Here is a 15902-nt window from a genome sequence, read left to right as displayed (position 1 = left end):
CCAATGGCACGTGTAACAGTAGAAGACTGCCTTGAGCATGTCGATAACCGTTTCGACCTGGTACTTCTTGCAACCAGGCGAGCTCGCCAGTTGTCAGAGGGTGTTGAGCCGCTGCTGCCGGAAGAGAACGACAAGCCAACCGTTATCGCCCTGCGTGAGATCGCAGAGGGGTTGGTTTCTAACGAATCACTTGATGCTGCTCTTGCAGTTGAGGAAGTGACCGAGGAGATCAACGAGGAAGACCTAATTTTTGCACTTGGCGAGGAACTTGCCGGAATGTAACAGATCGGGTGTTTTCGTAACAATCCTGACAAGCCGTCACTCATTTGAGTGGCGGTTTTTTTATGTACAGGATGTACATTACCTGGTGATGATGCAGATGTCATGGAGCGGCGAGTGGGATGAATATTACTGGTTTAAGTATTTCATTCCACAACCTGCTGTTGTTTAACAGCAATCTGGTGTTATTCTTTATAGATGATCATCGAGACTCCATAGTGGCAGCTTCAATTGAGTGAGCCCAAGCCTTCGATCGGGGATACCCAGCTCGATATGCCTCTCCACAATGAGAAAAGGCAGCCGGACCTGCGCTTTCTGATCAGTGATCTGACCTCTTATCTTGAGACATATCTCCCGCAAAAACAGGTGAGTGAAATCTACCGCGCCTACCTGTTTGGCGCAGATGCACACATCAACCAGAAGCGCCTTTCCGGTGAGCCATATATCTATCACCCGATTGTAGTCTCACATATCCTTGCGACCATGCGCATGGACCACAAGTGCATTATGGCGGCCATGTTGCATGATGTTATAGAGGATACGCCGACTGCAAAATCACAGCTCCATGAGCAGTTTGATGAAGAGGTGGCAGAACTGGTCGATGGTGTGACCAAGCTGACATCACTCGATTTCAGTTCGCGCGAAGAGGCCCAGGCAGCGAGTTTTCAGAAGATGATTCTCGCGATGACCAAGGATATTCGGGTCATTCTGATCAAGTTGGCCGACCGACTGCATAACATGCGCACACTGGGAGTGATGCGTCCCGAAAAGGCACGGCGTATCGCCAGTGAAACGCTGGAAATATATGCGCCGATTGCACAGCGTCTCGGCATTAGCCGCCTGCGCCATGAGCTTGAGGATTTGGCATTCCAGGCACACTGGCCGATGCGATATCGCATCCTGAGGGAGGCGGTTGTCAAGCACCATGGTTTCCACAAGGAGTTAACCAGCGGTACGCTTGCCGCGATACGTGGCCAGCTGATGCGTGAGAAGATTCATGCCGATGTGGTCTATCGCGAGAAACATCTTTTCAGTGTCTACAGGAAAATGCGTGATCGCAAGGTTCCCTTTTCCGAGATTGCCGACGTGGTCGGTTTCCGCATTATTGTTGATGACGTCGATGCCTGCTACCGGGCACTTGGCAGCGTACACCATGTCTATGCACCGAGACCGGGGCGCTTCAAGGACTATATTGCAATACCCAAGGCGAGTGGCTACCAGGCTTTGCACACAGTGCTGGTTGGTCCGCACGGTGGCCCGATCGAGGTGCAGATTCGCACCCAGGCAATGGACCAGGTCGCAGAGAGCGGGGTTGCTGCACACTGGAATTACAAGAGTGGTGAAGCGGGTAGCAGTACCGCACGCAACAGTATTGACTGGCTGAAAAACCTGCTCGATGTGCAGAAAGATTCGGCGAATCCGATGGAGTTCCTCGAAAACGTCAAGCTCGACCTGTTCCCGGGCGAGGTGTACGTATTCACTCCAAAGGGCAAGATTATCGTGCTGCCTAAAGGGTCGACGATAATCGATTTTGCCTACGCAGTACATTCGCAAGTCGGAAACCACTGTGTCGCAGCGCGTATCGATCAGCGCATGGTGCCGTTAAAGACCCGCCTGCATAATGGTGAGACCATCGAGATCCATACTGCGGAAAAGAGTCGACCCAACCCGCGCTGGCTTGATTTCGCAGTGACTTCCAAGGCGCGTGCCTCGATTCGCAGCTACCTGAAAAACCTGCAGCGTCAGGATGCCGTACAACTTGGTGCGCAACTGCTTGCTGCCGAGCTGCAGCTCTATGGAGGGACCCTGGAAAAGTACGGACAACAGGCAATAGAGGAGATACGCGAAGAGCTCGGCTATAGCGAGTTTGATGATCTCCTCGCTGACGTGGGGCTGGGCAATCGCCCGGCACGCCTGGTGGCAAAACGCCTCGCTGATGGCGTCGTAGAAGAGGGTGATGCCGGATCAGGTGGTGAGGCGCAGCCTTTGGCAGCACAGCGCGTCAATATACGTGGCACTGAGGGTATGGTGGTCAGTTATGCACGTTGTTGCCATCCGATTCCGGGAGATCCGATCATCGGTACTTTTCACCCCGGGCGTGGCATCGTTGTTCATCATGCGACATGCCCGAATATTTCGGATATGCGCAAGTACCCGGAAAACTGGGTTGATGTCGCGTGGGAATCCAGTATCACGGGTAGTTTTCCAGTCGTGCTGCGCGTCGAGGCGAGCAACCAGCCCGGAGTATTGGCGACCGTCGCATCGGCAATTGCCGATGCGGGATCAAATATAGAATCAATCCGTACCGATGACTATGATGGACGCATCTCGGTACTGATCGTTACTCTCAGTGTTCACGACAGGCGCCACCTTTCGCGCCTGATGAAAAACCTGCGACATGTTCCTGTCGTCAACAGGTTGACGCGTATGATCGGCTAGCCCGGGCCAAAGGGTTCACTCTTCGAGTGGTCTGAATTGCATGGCTGGCTTTTCAGGCTCGCTGCCGAATGTCTCAAGCAGCTGTTCCATCGCTTTTTCTTTCAGCTCTTCCGTGGCAAGCTCTGGCTCAGTAGCCTGGACCTCAGCAGCCGGGGTGTCAGTGGTCCGGGTTTCTGTGGCCTGAACCTCCGTAGTCAGGGTCTCGGTAACAGCATCCTGTACGGCTGGTTCCGTAGTAAATTCTGTTGGAGCAGCCACTTGTTCGATTGCAGTTTCAGAAACCGGAACAACAGGTTCAGCCGCCTCAGTCATGGGTTCCGTGACTGGAGCAGTTGCCTCAGCAGGTACTTGCTGTGGGATTACTTCATTTGCAGGAACTTCAGTCATTGCATTTGGCTCCAGGGTGGCTTCTACAGCGGAATCAGCTGCCTGGCTTGCTTCTTGCTCGATGGTGTCCGGTGCGGCAACAGCAGTTGCGTCACTTGCCTGGGAAGCAGCCGGTTCGGCAGGTGCGACTGGCTCGCTCTCCTGAGGTTGTTCCTGTGGAATAGATTCACGCGGTGTTTCTGTCACTGTGGCCTGAACCGCGGGAGCAGGGGGTTCAACAGGTGCTGGAGCAGGAGCTGGTGCCTGTTCGGTTTCAGCAACAGGTGGTGCAGTGGGCTGCGGAGTCGATTGCTGTTGCGGGAGTTGGATGCCGACCTGTTCAAGCAGGTCAGGGCGCAGGTAAATCACGACAGCAAGAGCAATTATGGCGAGGAGCAGCAGTCTCAGCAGGTTAAACATGTTTTTCAGCCTTCAAATTAAAATTCTGGTGTGATTTTACCATGATGTGCACTGGTTGCTTTCACTGTCTGCTATTGCCGTAGTGCGATAAGATGTACGCATGAATATAGCGATGACTGCCCGGGCTGTTTGATAAATGAGCAAACGTGAAGCAGTGTGGATGCCAATGAGGCGTCTGCACCTGAGATCAGTGCCGGGGAATGTCGAGGCATGGCTGAGCGATCCGGACTCACTGACACAGCGACTGACAGATTATTGCAGTGGACGTTTTCATGTGCGCCTGTTGAACCAGGAGTGGACACGGCCGCTTGAATCCGAACGCCAGGTATTAATGATGGCGATGGGTGAACGTGGACTTGTACGCGAGGTAGAGCTGTGGTGTGATTCAACGCCGCTGGTGTTTGCCAGGACTGTGATTCCCGTCAGTAGCATGAAGGGACGGGTTCGTGGGTTAACTGTGCTGGGGAATCGTCCACTCGGCGCGGTCCTTTTTAATGACAGATCGACACAAAGGGAGCTATTCGAGGTGGCCGAGTTGCGTAATAACAATCGTCTGTTCCGGCGCGCAAACCAGGCGCTTGCTGAACCGGCCGATATACTCTGGGGGCGCAGAACGCGTTTCCGTTATGCGGGTCAGCCCCTGTTGGTACATGAAATATTTCTTCCCACGATCGTGAGTGAAAAGGCATGAACCCCGAAATCCGCAACAAGCTGATCCTGTATGGCGAACTGATCAGGATTAACCGGCCAATCGGTATTTTGCTGTTGCTGTGGCCTGCACTGTGGGCACTGTGGTTTGCAGGCGAGGGTTCACCACACTGGTTCGTTGTTCTGATTTTTGTTGCTGGAACTGTCCTGATGCGCTCGGCCGGCTGCGCAATCAACGACTATGCCGATCGTGATTTCGACGGCCATGTGGAGCGCACAAAACAGCGGCCATTGGCGGCAGGTAAAATCACGCCAAACGAGGCGCTAAAGGTCTTTGCGGTCCTTTCCCTGGCTGCTTTCTTCCTGGTGCTGTTTCTCAATGCCGGAACCATTCTGCTCTCCTTTGCCGCAGTTGTAACAGCAGCTGTTTACCCTTTCATGAAGCGCTACACCAACCTCCCGCAACTGGTGCTTGGCATCGCATTTGGCTGGGCGATTCCGATGGCCTACATGGCCTTGCGAGAGGAGATCCCGCTGGCGGCCTGGCTGCTCTTCCTGGCTACTGTTTTGTGGGCGCTGATCTACGACACCATGTATGCGATGGCAGATCGTGAAGATGATCTAAAGATCGGCCTCAAGTCGAGTGCAATCCTTTTTGGCGAGTACGATCGCCTGATTATCGGCGTGCTACAGGGGCTGATGATTATTCTGCTGATGTGGGTCGGCCTCATTACCGGGCGAGATGCATTTTATGTTGCCGGTATCTCGGTGGCGACAGCCCTGTTTATCTATCAACAGTGGCTGATACGTGAGCGCGAGCCAAAAGCCTGTTTCCAGGCATTCCTGAATAACAACTGGTTCGGTGCGATTGTCTTTGCCGGCCTGTTTCTGGACTATCTCGCAGGCTCCTGATGTTGTCTCTTTTTTCACGCCTTCTCCTTCCTTTCTTGCTGCTCTTGTTATGTCAGCCACTACAGGCTGCCCAGAAGGATCCGCTGGTCAGACTTGCGGCCATGCCGAATGCGAGCCTGTTGCTCGAAGAGAATGGTAAAACAGTTGCCAGCAAACTGGCCGGTCGCCAGATGATTCCAGCCTCGACACTGAAACTTCTGACAGGGCTTGCTGCACTTGAGCACTGGGGTGAAGAGCATCGTTTCGAAACCCGTTTTTATCTTCAGGATAATATCCTCTGGGTTCGGGGTGGCGGTGATCCCTTCCTGGTTTCCGAAGAGCTCGATCTGATTGTTACAGCATTGCAGGAACAGGGCGTTCACAAGCTTGATGGCATCAGTACCGATGCAACGCTTTTCGATAGTGACCTGAAGATTGGTGGGCGCTCAAGCAGCGATAATCCCTACGATGCACCGATCTCTTCACTCGCGGCCAATTTCAATACCGTAAGCTACAAGAAATCAGCAAATAAAATCATTTCGGCAGAGCCGCAAACACCCATGACGGCGCTTGGCAAAAAAATTGCCAGGCGATATGCAAAAAAGAAGAGTCGCGGACGCGTCAATCTCATCAGCGAGGAGAACGGGCCGCGCTATTTCGCAGAATTACTGGCAGCCAAGTTACGTCTCGCTGGAGTTGCTGTTAAAAACAGACTCTCTGCCGGACAGGTTCCGCATGGACTCAAACCGATCTATACTCACAAAAACAGCCGCACCCTGAGTACGGTGGTGGCTGCAATGATGGAGCATTCGAGCAACTTCATTGCCAATTCACTCTTCCTGCTGATGGCTGGTGACAAGGGTCCGCTGGATATGAACAAAGCCCAGCAACGGATGCAAAAATGGATCAGGAAGCGGTTTAAATGGAAGGAGTTCAAGGTGGTTGAAGGGGCTGGACTATCACGTGAAAATCACCTCAGTGCCAGGCAGTTGCTGGAAGTGGTCAAGGAGTTTAAGCCTTATCGTGAACTGCTTCCGAACCATAAAGGCAAGGTGTTGGCAAAAACAGGTACATTGCGTGGCATTAGCTGTTATGCGGGCTTTCTCAAGCGCGATGGAAGCTGGCAGCCATTCAGCCTGTTGATCAACCAGCCGTCAGATTATTACTTCAGGGTACGCGTCGCCGAGGCGCTCTCTACTCGTCATCGTCTTCCCACAGCGCTGTGTGGAAAGGATTGCTAATGCGTTTGCTTGTATCGTTGTGTGTTCTTCTCGTAAGCAGTGGCATCTCTGCTAAAGAGCCTGTTGCACCCCCCGTTATTGTTAACTCGGTGGCTGTCGCTTCGGCTCATCCCTATGCAACTGCCACGGGCCTGCAGATTCTTCGTGATGGCGGCAATGCCTTTGATGCAGCAGTGGCCGTGACTGCGGTACTGGCGGTTGTCGAACCCTACTCATCCGGACTTGGCGGGGGTGGTTTTTACCTCTTGCACAGGGCGAGTGATGATCGTCAGGTGATGCTGGACGCGCGTGAGACAGCGCCACTCGAAGCAACACGTGACATGTATCTGGGTGAAGATGGCAAGCCGACATCTGACTCGCTGGAGGGACCGCTGTCGGCTGGAATTCCTGGTATCCCTGCGGCCCTTGCGAAGCTCGCACAGGAGTATGGAAAGTTACCGCTGAAGCAGACGCTAGCTCCTGCAATCGCTTTTGCGAAAGCAGGCTTTGAGGTTGATGCTCACTATCAACGCATGGCATCGATGCGTCTCAAACTGTTGACGCGCGATAGTGAGAGCGCAAGAATTTTCCTGCATAACAAAGAGGTTCCACCACTTGGTCACCTGGTTATACAGCGCGATTTGGCACAGACGCTTGGTGCGCTGGCGGAGCAGGGCAGGGCGGGATTTTATGGTGGCAGGATTGCCACTGCGCTGGTCAGAGAGGTACGCCGCAATGGTGGCATCTGGCGCCTGCAGGATCTCTCAAACTATAGGGTTATTGAACGGGAGCCGATCAGTTTTGATTACAGGGGCTGGAAAGTGACCACTGTAGCGCCTCCTTCATCCGGGGGAGTGGCACTGGCAACCATGTTCAATATTCTGGAGCCGTATGACCTCGACAGTCTGGATGAGGTTATGCGCACACATTTGATTGTCGAAGCGATGCGCCTGGCCTACCGTGACCGGGCCGAGTACCTGGGAGATTCTGATTTTGTTGATGTGCCTGTCAGCAAGCTGATTAACAAGAGTCATGCAGCTTCGCTGAGAAAAGAGTGGATCAAGGAAGAGATAGCAACGCCCAGTGATTTTCTGCCTGTTGCAACCGCCGAGAGTGCAAAGGGGCGTGATACAACACACTTCTCCATACTCGACAAAGAGGGGAACCGTGTTGCTGCAACTCTCAGCATTAACTATCCATTCGGATCCGGTTACGTGGCAGCGGGGACCGGTGTACTTCTGAATGACGAGATGGATGACTTTTCCGCTTTACCCGGTTCGCCCAATGTCTACGGGCTAATTGGTGCTGAAGCGAATTCCATCGCTCCCGGCAAGCGTCCGCTGTCGAGCATGTCCCCGGCATTCGTTGAAAATGATCAGCGACTGGCGATACTGGGTACACCAGGTGGTAGCAGGATTATCACAATGGTATTACTTGGTGCACTGGAATTCATGAAAGGTGGTGATGCGCATGCCATCGTCAGCAAACCACGTTTTCATCACCAGTACCTGCCCGATTCCATTACCTATGAAGAAGATGCGATCAGCGAGGATGCACACTGGGAACTCGGCATAATGGGGCATCAATTTTCTGAGCGCATGGGTTCCTATGGCGAAGAGAATCCGGTCTACGGCAATATGCAGGCGGTGACGCTGGACAAGCTGACAGGAGAGGTCAGTGCTGCCAGCGACCCGCGTGTCAGCGGAATCGCCGGCGTACGCTGACAATCAGGCGCGCAGACGCTGCAACTTGTTCTGCATCGCTGCGAAGTAGACGACCGGTATCACCACTAGCGTGAGTATGGTCGAGGCCAGCAGGCCGAAGATCAGCGACACGGCAAGACCAGAGAAAATCGGGTCGTCCAGAATAAAGAAGCCACCTGCCATCGCTGCAACTGCAGTCAGTACGATAGGTTGTGTACGTACCGCAGCTGCGTTAATCACGGCTTTCCTGAAATCCTCACCTTCCCGGACCTGCTGATTGATAAAGTCAACCAGCAGTATCGAGTTGCGCACGATGATACCGGCCAAAGCGATCATGCCGATCATAGAGGTCGCAGTAAACTGTGCCTGTGCTATCACGTGACCCGGCATGATGCCGATAATGGTCAGAGGTATCGGCGCCATGATGACCAGTGGCACAAGGTAGGAACGGAACTGTGCGACCACCAGCAGGTAAATCAGAACCAGGCCAACAGCATAGGCAGCGCCCATGTCGCGGAAAGTCTCATAGGTGACCTGCCATTCCCCATCCCACTTGAGGCTGTAGTTATAGGGATTGTCAGGCTGCGTCAGGTACCACTGTTCAAATTCGTCATGCTCATCAATTTTTCCAGCAATATCAAACAGGCCGTATAGCGGGCTGTCTAAATCACCCGCCATATCACCGGTAACATAGACGACCGGCAGCAGGTCCTTATGGTAGATGGTGAACTCGCGTGCGCCACTGACAACCGTGGTGATCTCGGAAATGGGCACCAGGGCGCCACTCTGGCTGCGGACTTTCAACGACATCACCTCATCAAGATTCGCCTTGTCAGCCTCGCTGTACTCGAGCCGGATAGGTACAGAGTACTTGAGGTTGGCGCCGTGCATATAAGTCACGTCTTCACCATCAAGTACGGTGGCAAGCGCTGCCGCGACACTGCTCTGTGCAATGCCGAGGCGAGCAGCCTTGGCGCGATCGATAATAATGATGCGTTTTTCAGACGGTGTCTCAATCATATCGTCGACATCGACAATATCTGCAGTTGACTCAAAATGAGTGCGTACATCCTTGGCGGTCCTGATCTGACCGGCATAATCGACACCGTAAATTTCGGCAACCAATGGTGACATCACCGGTGGCCCGGGTGGTACCTCGACAATTTTCGCATTACCGTTAAATTGACGTGCGATAGCCTGTACAGGCTCGCGAACCGAGCGGGCGATCTCGTGGCTTTTACGATCGCGTTCACTCTTGTCGACCAGGTTGACCTGGATGTCACCAAGGTGGGCACCCTCCCTGAGATAATACTGGCGCACCAGTCCATTGAAACCGATCGGTGACGCAGTACCCGCATAGACCTGGTAGTTAGTTACCTCTGGTACGGTAGCGATAAAGTCGCCTATTTCGCTGAGAACGCGCGTGGTCTGTTCAAGTGCAGTTCCCTCCGGCATGTCGAGAACAACCTGGAACTCGGACTTGTTGTCGAATGGCAGCATTTTCAGTACGACGAGCTTGAAGAAGCCCAGCGAGACAGAAGCTGCGATCAACAGCAGGATGGCTATCAGCAGTTTCCAGCGGTTTGCACGACCGCGGGAGTCATCCAGAAAAGGTGACATGATTCGTGCAAAGAAGGGCGTCAGCTTGTGTTCCTGTGACTCGTCGGCAACAGCATGAGCGTGATGACTGTTACCCAGAACCTTGTTAACAGACCATGGCGTAATAATAAAAGCGACGGCCAACGAGATCAGCATGCCCATCGAGGCATTAATCGGAATCGGCGACATGTAGGGGCCCATGAGCCCACTGACAAAAGCCATTGGCAGCAGTGCGGCGATTACCGTGAAGGTAGCCAGTATGGTGGGCCCACCCACTTCATCGACAGCCTTGGGTATAGCCTCCAGAAGGTTCTCTGCTCCCATCGCCAGGTGGCGGTGGATATTCTCTACAACCACGATGGCATCATCGACAAGAATACCGATTGAGAAAATAAGCGCGAAGAGTGAAACCCTGTTGAGGGTGAAGCCCCACGCCCATGAGGCGAACAGGGTGATCAGCAGGGTAATGGCAACTGCCCCGCCGACAATCAGTGCCTCGCGCCAGCCAAGCGCAATAACAATCAGGCCGATGACCGACAGGGTTGCAAAAATCAGCTTGGTAATCAGTTTGCGTGCCTTGTGATCAGCTGTCTCACCGTAGTTGCGTGTGATAGTTACCTCGACGCCTTCAGGAATAAAGATTCCCTTCATGTCTTCGAAGCGGTCTATGACTCGTTTGGCAATATTCACAGCGTTGGTACCCGGTTTCTTCGCCACCGCAATTGTCACAGCCGGTTGCGTACCACTGAGGTCAAGGCCGTTAGAGGCTGCCTGCGGACCTGCACCGATCCACACATACTGCTGCGGATGATCCGGTCCTTCGCTGATGGTTGCAATATCCTGCAGGTGAACTGGTTTCCCGTCATGCATACCGATGACCAGCCCACCGAGTTCAGATGCTGATGTGAGAAAGGTGCCAGCCTGAATTAACAGCTCTCTGTTTGCGCTGGTGACGCTGATGCCGTCGGCCGTGGAATTGGCGGCTCGCAGGCTATTGCGCAGATCGTCGAGGTCAATTCCGTAACCAGACAGGGATTGCGGATTGAGTGTGACCTTGACCGTGCGCTCCGGTTCCCCAATTGTGTAGATGTCACGTGTACCAGGTACGCGTTTCAGTTCTGCCTCTATGGTGTGCGCAACCTGGCCGAGTTCATATGCACCAACTGACGGGTTGCTTGACCAGAGGGTTGCAGTGACGATGGGAACATCATCTATACCCTTGGGCTTGATGATGGGGGTGCCAACACCAAGATTTTTTGGTAACCAGTCCTGGTTTGAGAAAACCTTGTTGTAGAGACGTACAATCGCCTGGGTACGATCCTCGCCAACCCGGTACTGTACGGTGATCATTGCCATGCCGGGGCGAGAGGTCGAATAGACATGCTCGATTCCCTCGATTTCAGAGAGAACCTGTTCTGCAGGCGTCATAACCAGTTGTTCAATTTCGACAGCAGTGGCGCCGGGAAAGGGAATGAATATATTCGCAAAGGTGACATTGATTTGCGGCTCTTCCTCACGCGGTGTTACGGCGATCGCAAACAGGCCAAGAAGAATGCCAAGCAGTGCCAGCAGCGGAGTGATTTCGGTGGTCAGAAAGCGTTTTGCAGTCTTGCCCGATATGCCTAGATTCTGACTCATGCTATTACTCTTTTCCCGCTGCCTGGCGTGCCATGATGCCAGCAGCTACAGGGTCCAGGGCAACCTGCTCACCCGGTTCGAGGCCAGCGAGAATCGCGGTGCGTTGTCCAAAATGATTGCCGACACGGATGTGCCTCAGGGAGACAGCGCCAGACTCCTTGACGACGTAGATGCCTGTTACTTCTGAGCGGTAGACAATGCTTGAAGTGGGTACGGTCAGAAATTCGCGCTGACCGGTCAGGAATGCTGTTTTGACGAACATACCCGGGTAGAGTTGCTGTTTTGTTTCCGGCAGCTCGAGCCGCACCTCGAAGGTACCTGAGGTCGAGTCTGCAAAGGGATATACCGTGATTTTTGTAACGGGAATGGGCGGCTCCTCACCGGAGAGGATAAAGGCAGTGTCAAATTCACGCACCTTGTTGATGAGAGTCTGGGGTACATCCACGCTGACACGCAGTTTTTCCAGCGAGACACCGGTCATCAGTGGTGTTCCCTGGCTGGCTGTTTCGCCAGGTTCTACATGCCGCTGCATGACAATGCCTGTGTAGGGCGCCTTGATTACCGTGTAGTTGAGTTGCTCCTGGGCGCTTTCGAGAGCTGCCCTTGTACTGGTCAGTGCCGTCTCTGCCTTTTCCATTTCAGCTTCAGTAGCAACGCCTTTCTTGAAAATGCTGGCAATACGTTCATGATCTGAATTGGCTTGTTTGAACTGTGCTTCTGCCTGTTCGAGAGCGGTACGCTGGGGGGTGTCATGCAGGCGAACAATGACCTGATCCTTGCTGACAAAGTCATCGACGTCGACAAGAATCTCTTTAACCTGTCCGCTGGTTTGCGCCGAGACAGTTGACCTGTTGACGGCTTCTACCGTGCCATCCAGGTACTGGTGATTTGGCATGCTCTCCAGCGTAGCACTGGCAAGCTCCAGCGATGCAGAACCTGCATTCGGCTCTGCAGCCTGTACCATGGATGTCAGCAATAGGGTAACAGCCAGTATTACCTTGTTCATCAGTGAGCTCCGGACCATATATATTAGAAAAATCTAATATAGTAGAAATTAATCTATAGATCAATAAGAAGCTTTAATGAAGCGGATGTCAATACCCCTGTAATAAATGTGGTTTATTATCCTTAGATGTCACTCAGATTTGTCGGGCAAAGCACATTGCGCATGGTGCCGATCAGTTCCAGAAGCTGCTCGTTACGAATACGGTAGTAGATTCTGTTGGCCTCCTTGCGCGAGACCAGGATGTGCTTGTTGCGCAACTGGTCAAGGTGCTGGGAGATATTGCTCTGGGATGTGCCGATTTGTTCTACGATCTCGCCGACAGAGAGTTCCTGGTCCCCAAGCGTGCAGAGAATGCGCCAGCGCAGGGGGTGTGCCATTGCCTTGAGTGCATTGGCGGTCAGGGTTGCATCTTCATTGACCGGAGTGTCGGTATTGTCTGTGTCACTCATGCTTATTTCCTGCTGTTTACAGCTTGTGGTAGCCACTCATATTCTTGGCTATACAGATTATTTCTTCAACCTCACCGGCATTATCATTGATAGCGGTGCGTGAAAAAAGGATTGGGATACGTTTTTCAGTGCTGGTGATGAAAGCGGCCTCAATCGCACTGAGTGCACCGGTGCGAATCAATGCCTCCAGCCAGGTGCCCAAGAACGCCTTGGCCTGTTCATCGCTCTCTTCTTCAAAAATATCACCGATCGACATGCCGATCAGTTCATCTTCATTATACCCGAGCATCTCAAGGGCGGCCGGGTTCGTGCGAGTGACGACCCCCTCCCTGTTGAGCACCAGTAGTGCCTCGCCCATGGTATTGAGGATTTTTTCAAGGTGCTGATTGGCCAGGTGAAGCTGTTCGGTACGCTCAGCGACTTTCTGTTCAAGTACGCGATTCAGATTGCGCTCTTTTTCGATCAGGCGAAAATAGGTGCTGAGCTTGTTGATCAACTGATTGTCGTCAATCGGTTTGAGCAGGTAGTCGGCCGCGCCAAGATCATAGCCGCGTTGCTGGAACTCCTCGGTTTTGAAAGCCGCCGTCAGAAAGATAATCGGGATGTCGCGCGTTTTTTTGCGCATCTTGAGCAGTGTTGCTGCTTCAAAACCATCCATTTCCGGCATCTGGATGTCCAGAACAATCAGGTCAATATCATCCCGTTCGGATGCAATTTCAATTGCCTGTTTGCCCGAATCCGCCTCGATAACAGCGGCGTGCAGATGGCTTGAGATCAGGGAACGCAGGCTGTAGAGATTGGCGGCATTGTCATCGACAATCAGGAGTGTAAAGTTACTGTGGTCTGGCATACCTGTTAATCAGTCTTCATTGATTGCAATTTGTGATCGATCAGCTCTTTCAGTTTTTCTGCGTCGAAAGGCGGTGTCAGAACATGTTCAAAGCGCTTGCTCGACATATCTATGTGTTCTTCATCACCGATTGCGACCAGGGTGCACTGATACGATTGTTCCTCGATCAGATGAATGCTATCACACTTGTTCGATTCACAAAGTTTGAGGTTGACCAATGTCAGCAGGCAATCCGGGTTTTCGACAAGGGCTTCCCGTATCTCCTCATCATCAGAAGCGATGATTGCCTCGATGTTCCACTGCGAAAGAATGCGCGAGAGTTGCAGCAGGTTGTCGACGTCATCATCAATGATGAGTACATGTTTTCCCTGGTAATCAGGCATCTTTTCTGTGACTACTGCAGGCGCCTGTTCCTCCACCGCAGGTGTTGTTTCCTCGTCAGGTGCGATCAGGGGGCTGTACTCCAGCGGCAGGGAGATTGTAAAACGGGCACCTTCGCCAGGTTTACTGTCGAGACTGATTTTCCCCCCGATCATATGGGCAAGGCGTTGGCTTATGTTGAGGCCCAGACCAGTACCGCCGAAGCGTCGCCGGATGGAGCCGTCAGCCTGGCGAAAGGCTTCAAAAATGCGTTTCTGCTCCTCTGCAGGAATGCCCATGCCGGTATCCTGTACCGAGATATGAACCGGCTGGGAGTGAGACACTTCCGAGTAATCGATGTTGACACTGATGGTGACGCCGCCCTGCTCGGTGAATTTGAGCGCATTGGCGAGCAGGTTGCGTAGAATCTGCTTGAGCTTGTTGTTGTCGGTGACAATCATCGGCACAGAGGCGATATCAAAGCGGGTCTCCAGTGTGAGGGATTTCTCCTCATACTGAGGACGCATCAACTCGACCGTGTCTAGAATGAGTTGCTTGAGATCCGTCTCTTCGAGAGAGGGCGATTGCTCCATGCGTTCGAGCAGGCTCAATTCGAGGATGTTCTCGATGAGACGGTAGAGATCACGTCCTGCAGTATTGATGACCGCGGCCTGCTCACGCTTCTGGCTATCCAGCTCTTCACTCTCCTTGAGTAGTTTCGACAGAACAAGGATCGAATTGAGCGGGGTCTTCAGTTCATGCGAAACATTGGCAAGAAACTCTGACTTGAAACGGTTGCTCTCTTCCAGTTCCTGCGTGTGAGAGACTAGATTACGCTGGTTGCGCGCATGGGTTACCGACAAGCGACTGAGGTTTTCACCAACCTCCTTCAACTCGATCGGTCGTTTCCAGTTAAAGTTAACCTCGCTATTGTCCGAGACGATGCGCTGTACACCCTGACCCAGGCTGTTACCGATGCTATCGATGCTGCGGGTGACCCGGCGTGCAACAAACCAGATGCCGATCAGAACAGGAAGGTTGATCAATAGTCCACGCACCAGCAGGTTTTGCAGCAGGTCGGTGAACGGTGATTGGCCGACAACGCGACCAACCCACAAAGGTTCACCGTCTGCGGAGCGGAACATGGGTATCCAGATGATCTGTCCCTTGTCCGGGTCTTGCCACAAACTGATTCGATTGCCTGTGAGCAGTGTTTCGAGTCCGACATAATCATCGAAGGCATTGTTGCCGGCCTGCTCGGTTGCGCCGATATAGCGCCCTTTTACATCGACCCACAGGGTGCTGCGATAGGCGTTGGCAAGACCGCCGATATCAATGGTGGTAATGACAAGCGCAACAGCTTTCTCATCATTGGCATGAATCGGTGCAACCAGGTGCATGCGTGGATGTGGACGTCCTTGCTCATCATCACTGGTATAGACAGGTGAAACCAGTACTCTTGATCGGCCCGCTTCCATTGCATCCTGTAACAGGCGGCTGTCAGGTTGATCGGGTTGTACCTGGGTCTGCGAAAATGGAGAGGTGCTTGTTTCACGCGAGAGCCAGAAGCTTTTCTTCTCATCTCGGTCGATGAAGGAGATACCAACCACGTCAAGCTGCTCACCGAAAACCGCGTTAACCCAGCCGGTGTAGCGCTGGCGGCTGTCATTAATGCGAGCCTGGTCTGTCGAGTTGGCACCGATCACGACACCTGGTTCCGGCAACTTTGCAAGGACGCGAGTCATTTCACGGCGTCCGGCAAGGTGCTCATCGAGATCACGAAAGTCGGCACGCAGCGTCTGCAGGTGCGCCTGGTGATAAACACTCTGCATCCGGTCAAACATCAACGGGAAGCTGAAAGCGACAAACAGCAGTGTCGGGACGACCGCGAACAGCAGTAGCGTCAGCAGGATGACGGTGCGTAATCTCACGCTGTCTTAGGAGTCGAATTGCTAAACATTCCTATAGGATAACGCAGAAACACTATTTCCAGAATTTTTCCGGGCTTTGAGTGCGGGGTGCAGTCGCATACAA

At 53.0% G+C, this 15902-nt stretch carries 12 protein-coding genes; 6 read left to right on the top strand and 6 right to left on the bottom strand.

What is annotated here, in order from left to right; translation table 11 throughout:
• Positions 1-3 precede the first annotated feature (3 nt).
• Positions 4-282: a DNA-directed RNA polymerase subunit omega gene (rpoZ, locus tag BOW06_RS11480; RefSeq protein ID WP_043116035.1), complete on the top strand. Its 279-nt coding sequence runs from the start codon at positions 4-6 to the stop codon at positions 280-282.
• A 228-nt stretch (positions 283-510) separates the two neighbouring features.
• Entirely contained in the window at positions 511-2718 is a 2208-nt protein-coding gene (locus tag BOW06_RS11475) for a RelA/SpoT family protein (RefSeq protein WP_306292329.1), read from the top strand.
• A gap of 15 nt (positions 2719-2733) precedes the next feature.
• On the opposite strand, the gene BOW06_RS11470 is transcribed toward BOW06_RS11475, so the two are convergent.
• The gene (locus BOW06_RS11470; RefSeq protein WP_078454765.1) at positions 2734-3504 is read right to left on the bottom strand and encodes a hypothetical protein; all 771 of its coding nucleotides are present in this window, start codon (positions 3502-3504) and stop codon (positions 2734-2736) included.
• A gap of 136 nt (positions 3505-3640) precedes the next feature.
• On the opposite strand from BOW06_RS11470, the gene BOW06_RS11465 reads away from it, so the two are divergent.
• The 4 genes from BOW06_RS11465 to ggt are packed head-to-tail and all read left to right on the top strand — an operon-like array spanning position 3641 to position 7987.
• Positions 3641-4195, top strand: a complete 555-nt coding sequence (locus BOW06_RS11465; protein WP_078452617.1) for a chorismate--pyruvate lyase family protein — start codon at positions 3641-3643, stop codon at positions 4193-4195.
• The gene (ubiA, locus tag BOW06_RS11460) at positions 4192-5064 is read left to right on the top strand and encodes a 4-hydroxybenzoate octaprenyltransferase (protein WP_043116034.1); all 873 of its coding nucleotides are present in this window, start codon (positions 4192-4194) and stop codon (positions 5062-5064) included. Before BOW06_RS11465 ends, ubiA begins: the two co-directional genes overlap by 4 nt.
• Positions 5064-6284: a D-alanyl-D-alanine carboxypeptidase/D-alanyl-D-alanine-endopeptidase gene (locus tag BOW06_RS11455; RefSeq protein WP_052132024.1), complete on the top strand. Its 1221-nt coding sequence runs from the start codon at positions 5064-5066 to the stop codon at positions 6282-6284. Before ubiA ends, BOW06_RS11455 begins: the two co-directional genes overlap by 1 nt.
• On the top strand, positions 6284-7987 hold the full coding sequence (ggt, locus tag BOW06_RS11450) for a gamma-glutamyltransferase (RefSeq protein ID WP_078454766.1): 1704 nt from the start codon (positions 6284-6286) through the stop codon (positions 7985-7987). Before BOW06_RS11455 ends, ggt begins: the two co-directional genes overlap by 1 nt.
• 3 nt (positions 7988-7990) lie before the next feature.
• Here ggt and BOW06_RS11445 read toward each other — a convergent pair whose 3' ends face one another.
• From BOW06_RS11445 to BOW06_RS11425, 5 genes are all read right to left on the bottom strand, one after another.
• The gene (locus BOW06_RS11445; RefSeq protein WP_078462859.1) at positions 7991-11203 is read right to left on the bottom strand and encodes an efflux RND transporter permease subunit; all 3213 of its coding nucleotides are present in this window, start codon (positions 11201-11203) and stop codon (positions 7991-7993) included.
• 4 nt (positions 11204-11207) lie between these two features.
• Positions 11208-12209, bottom strand: coding sequence for an efflux RND transporter periplasmic adaptor subunit (locus BOW06_RS11440; protein ID WP_078454767.1), 1002 nt, complete (start codon positions 12207-12209; stop codon positions 11208-11210).
• Positions 12210-12331: 122 nt separating this feature from the next.
• On the bottom strand, positions 12332-12658 hold the full coding sequence (locus BOW06_RS11435; protein ID WP_043116029.1) for an ArsR/SmtB family transcription factor: 327 nt from the start codon (positions 12656-12658) through the stop codon (positions 12332-12334).
• 16 nt (positions 12659-12674) lie between these two features.
• Positions 12675-13508 (bottom strand): response regulator, encoded by an 834-nt coding sequence (locus BOW06_RS11430; RefSeq protein WP_043116028.1) that lies wholly within the window; start codon positions 13506-13508, stop codon positions 12675-12677.
• Between the two features lie 5 nt (positions 13509-13513).
• Entirely contained in the window at positions 13514-15799 is a 2286-nt protein-coding gene (locus BOW06_RS11425; RefSeq protein ID WP_078454768.1) for an ATP-binding response regulator, read from the bottom strand.
• Between the last annotated feature and the right edge of the window lie 103 nt (positions 15800-15902).

Source organism: Solemya velum gill symbiont (assembly GCF_002020255.1).
Lineage (GTDB): Bacteria > Pseudomonadota > Gammaproteobacteria > Chromatiales > Chromatiaceae.
Note: the sequence above shows the minus strand (reverse complement) of the source record. Positions and strands in the feature narration are given on the sequence as shown.

Excerpts from the sequence above, each read along its gene's own strand:
- BOW06_RS11465 (WP_078452617.1), top strand. The coding sequence starts at position 3,641 with ATGAGCAAACGTGAAGCAGTGTGGATGCCAATGAGGCGTCTGCACCTG.
- BOW06_RS11430 (WP_043116028.1), bottom strand. The coding sequence starts at position 13,508 with ATGCCAGACCACAGTAACTTTACACTCCTGATTGTCGATGACAATGCC.
- rpoZ (WP_043116035.1), top strand. The coding sequence starts at position 4 with ATGGCACGTGTAACAGTAGAAGACTGCCTTGAGCATGTCGATAACCGT.
- BOW06_RS11435 (WP_043116029.1), bottom strand. The coding sequence starts at position 12,658 with ATGAGTGACACAGACAATACCGACACTCCGGTCAATGAAGATGCAACC.
- ggt (WP_078454766.1), top strand. The coding sequence starts at position 6,284 with ATGCGTTTGCTTGTATCGTTGTGTGTTCTTCTCGTAAGCAGTGGCATC.
- BOW06_RS11440 (WP_078454767.1), bottom strand. The coding sequence starts at position 12,209 with ATGAACAAGGTAATACTGGCTGTTACCCTATTGCTGACATCCATGGTA.
- BOW06_RS11470 (WP_078454765.1), bottom strand. The coding sequence starts at position 3,504 with ATGTTTAACCTGCTGAGACTGCTGCTCCTCGCCATAATTGCTCTTGCT.
- BOW06_RS11455 (WP_052132024.1), top strand. The coding sequence starts at position 5,064 with ATGTTGTCTCTTTTTTCACGCCTTCTCCTTCCTTTCTTGCTGCTCTTG.
- BOW06_RS11445 (WP_078462859.1), bottom strand. The coding sequence starts at position 11,203 with ATGAGTCAGAATCTAGGCATATCGGGCAAGACTGCAAAACGCTTTCTG.
- ubiA (WP_043116034.1), top strand. The coding sequence starts at position 4,192 with ATGAACCCCGAAATCCGCAACAAGCTGATCCTGTATGGCGAACTGATC.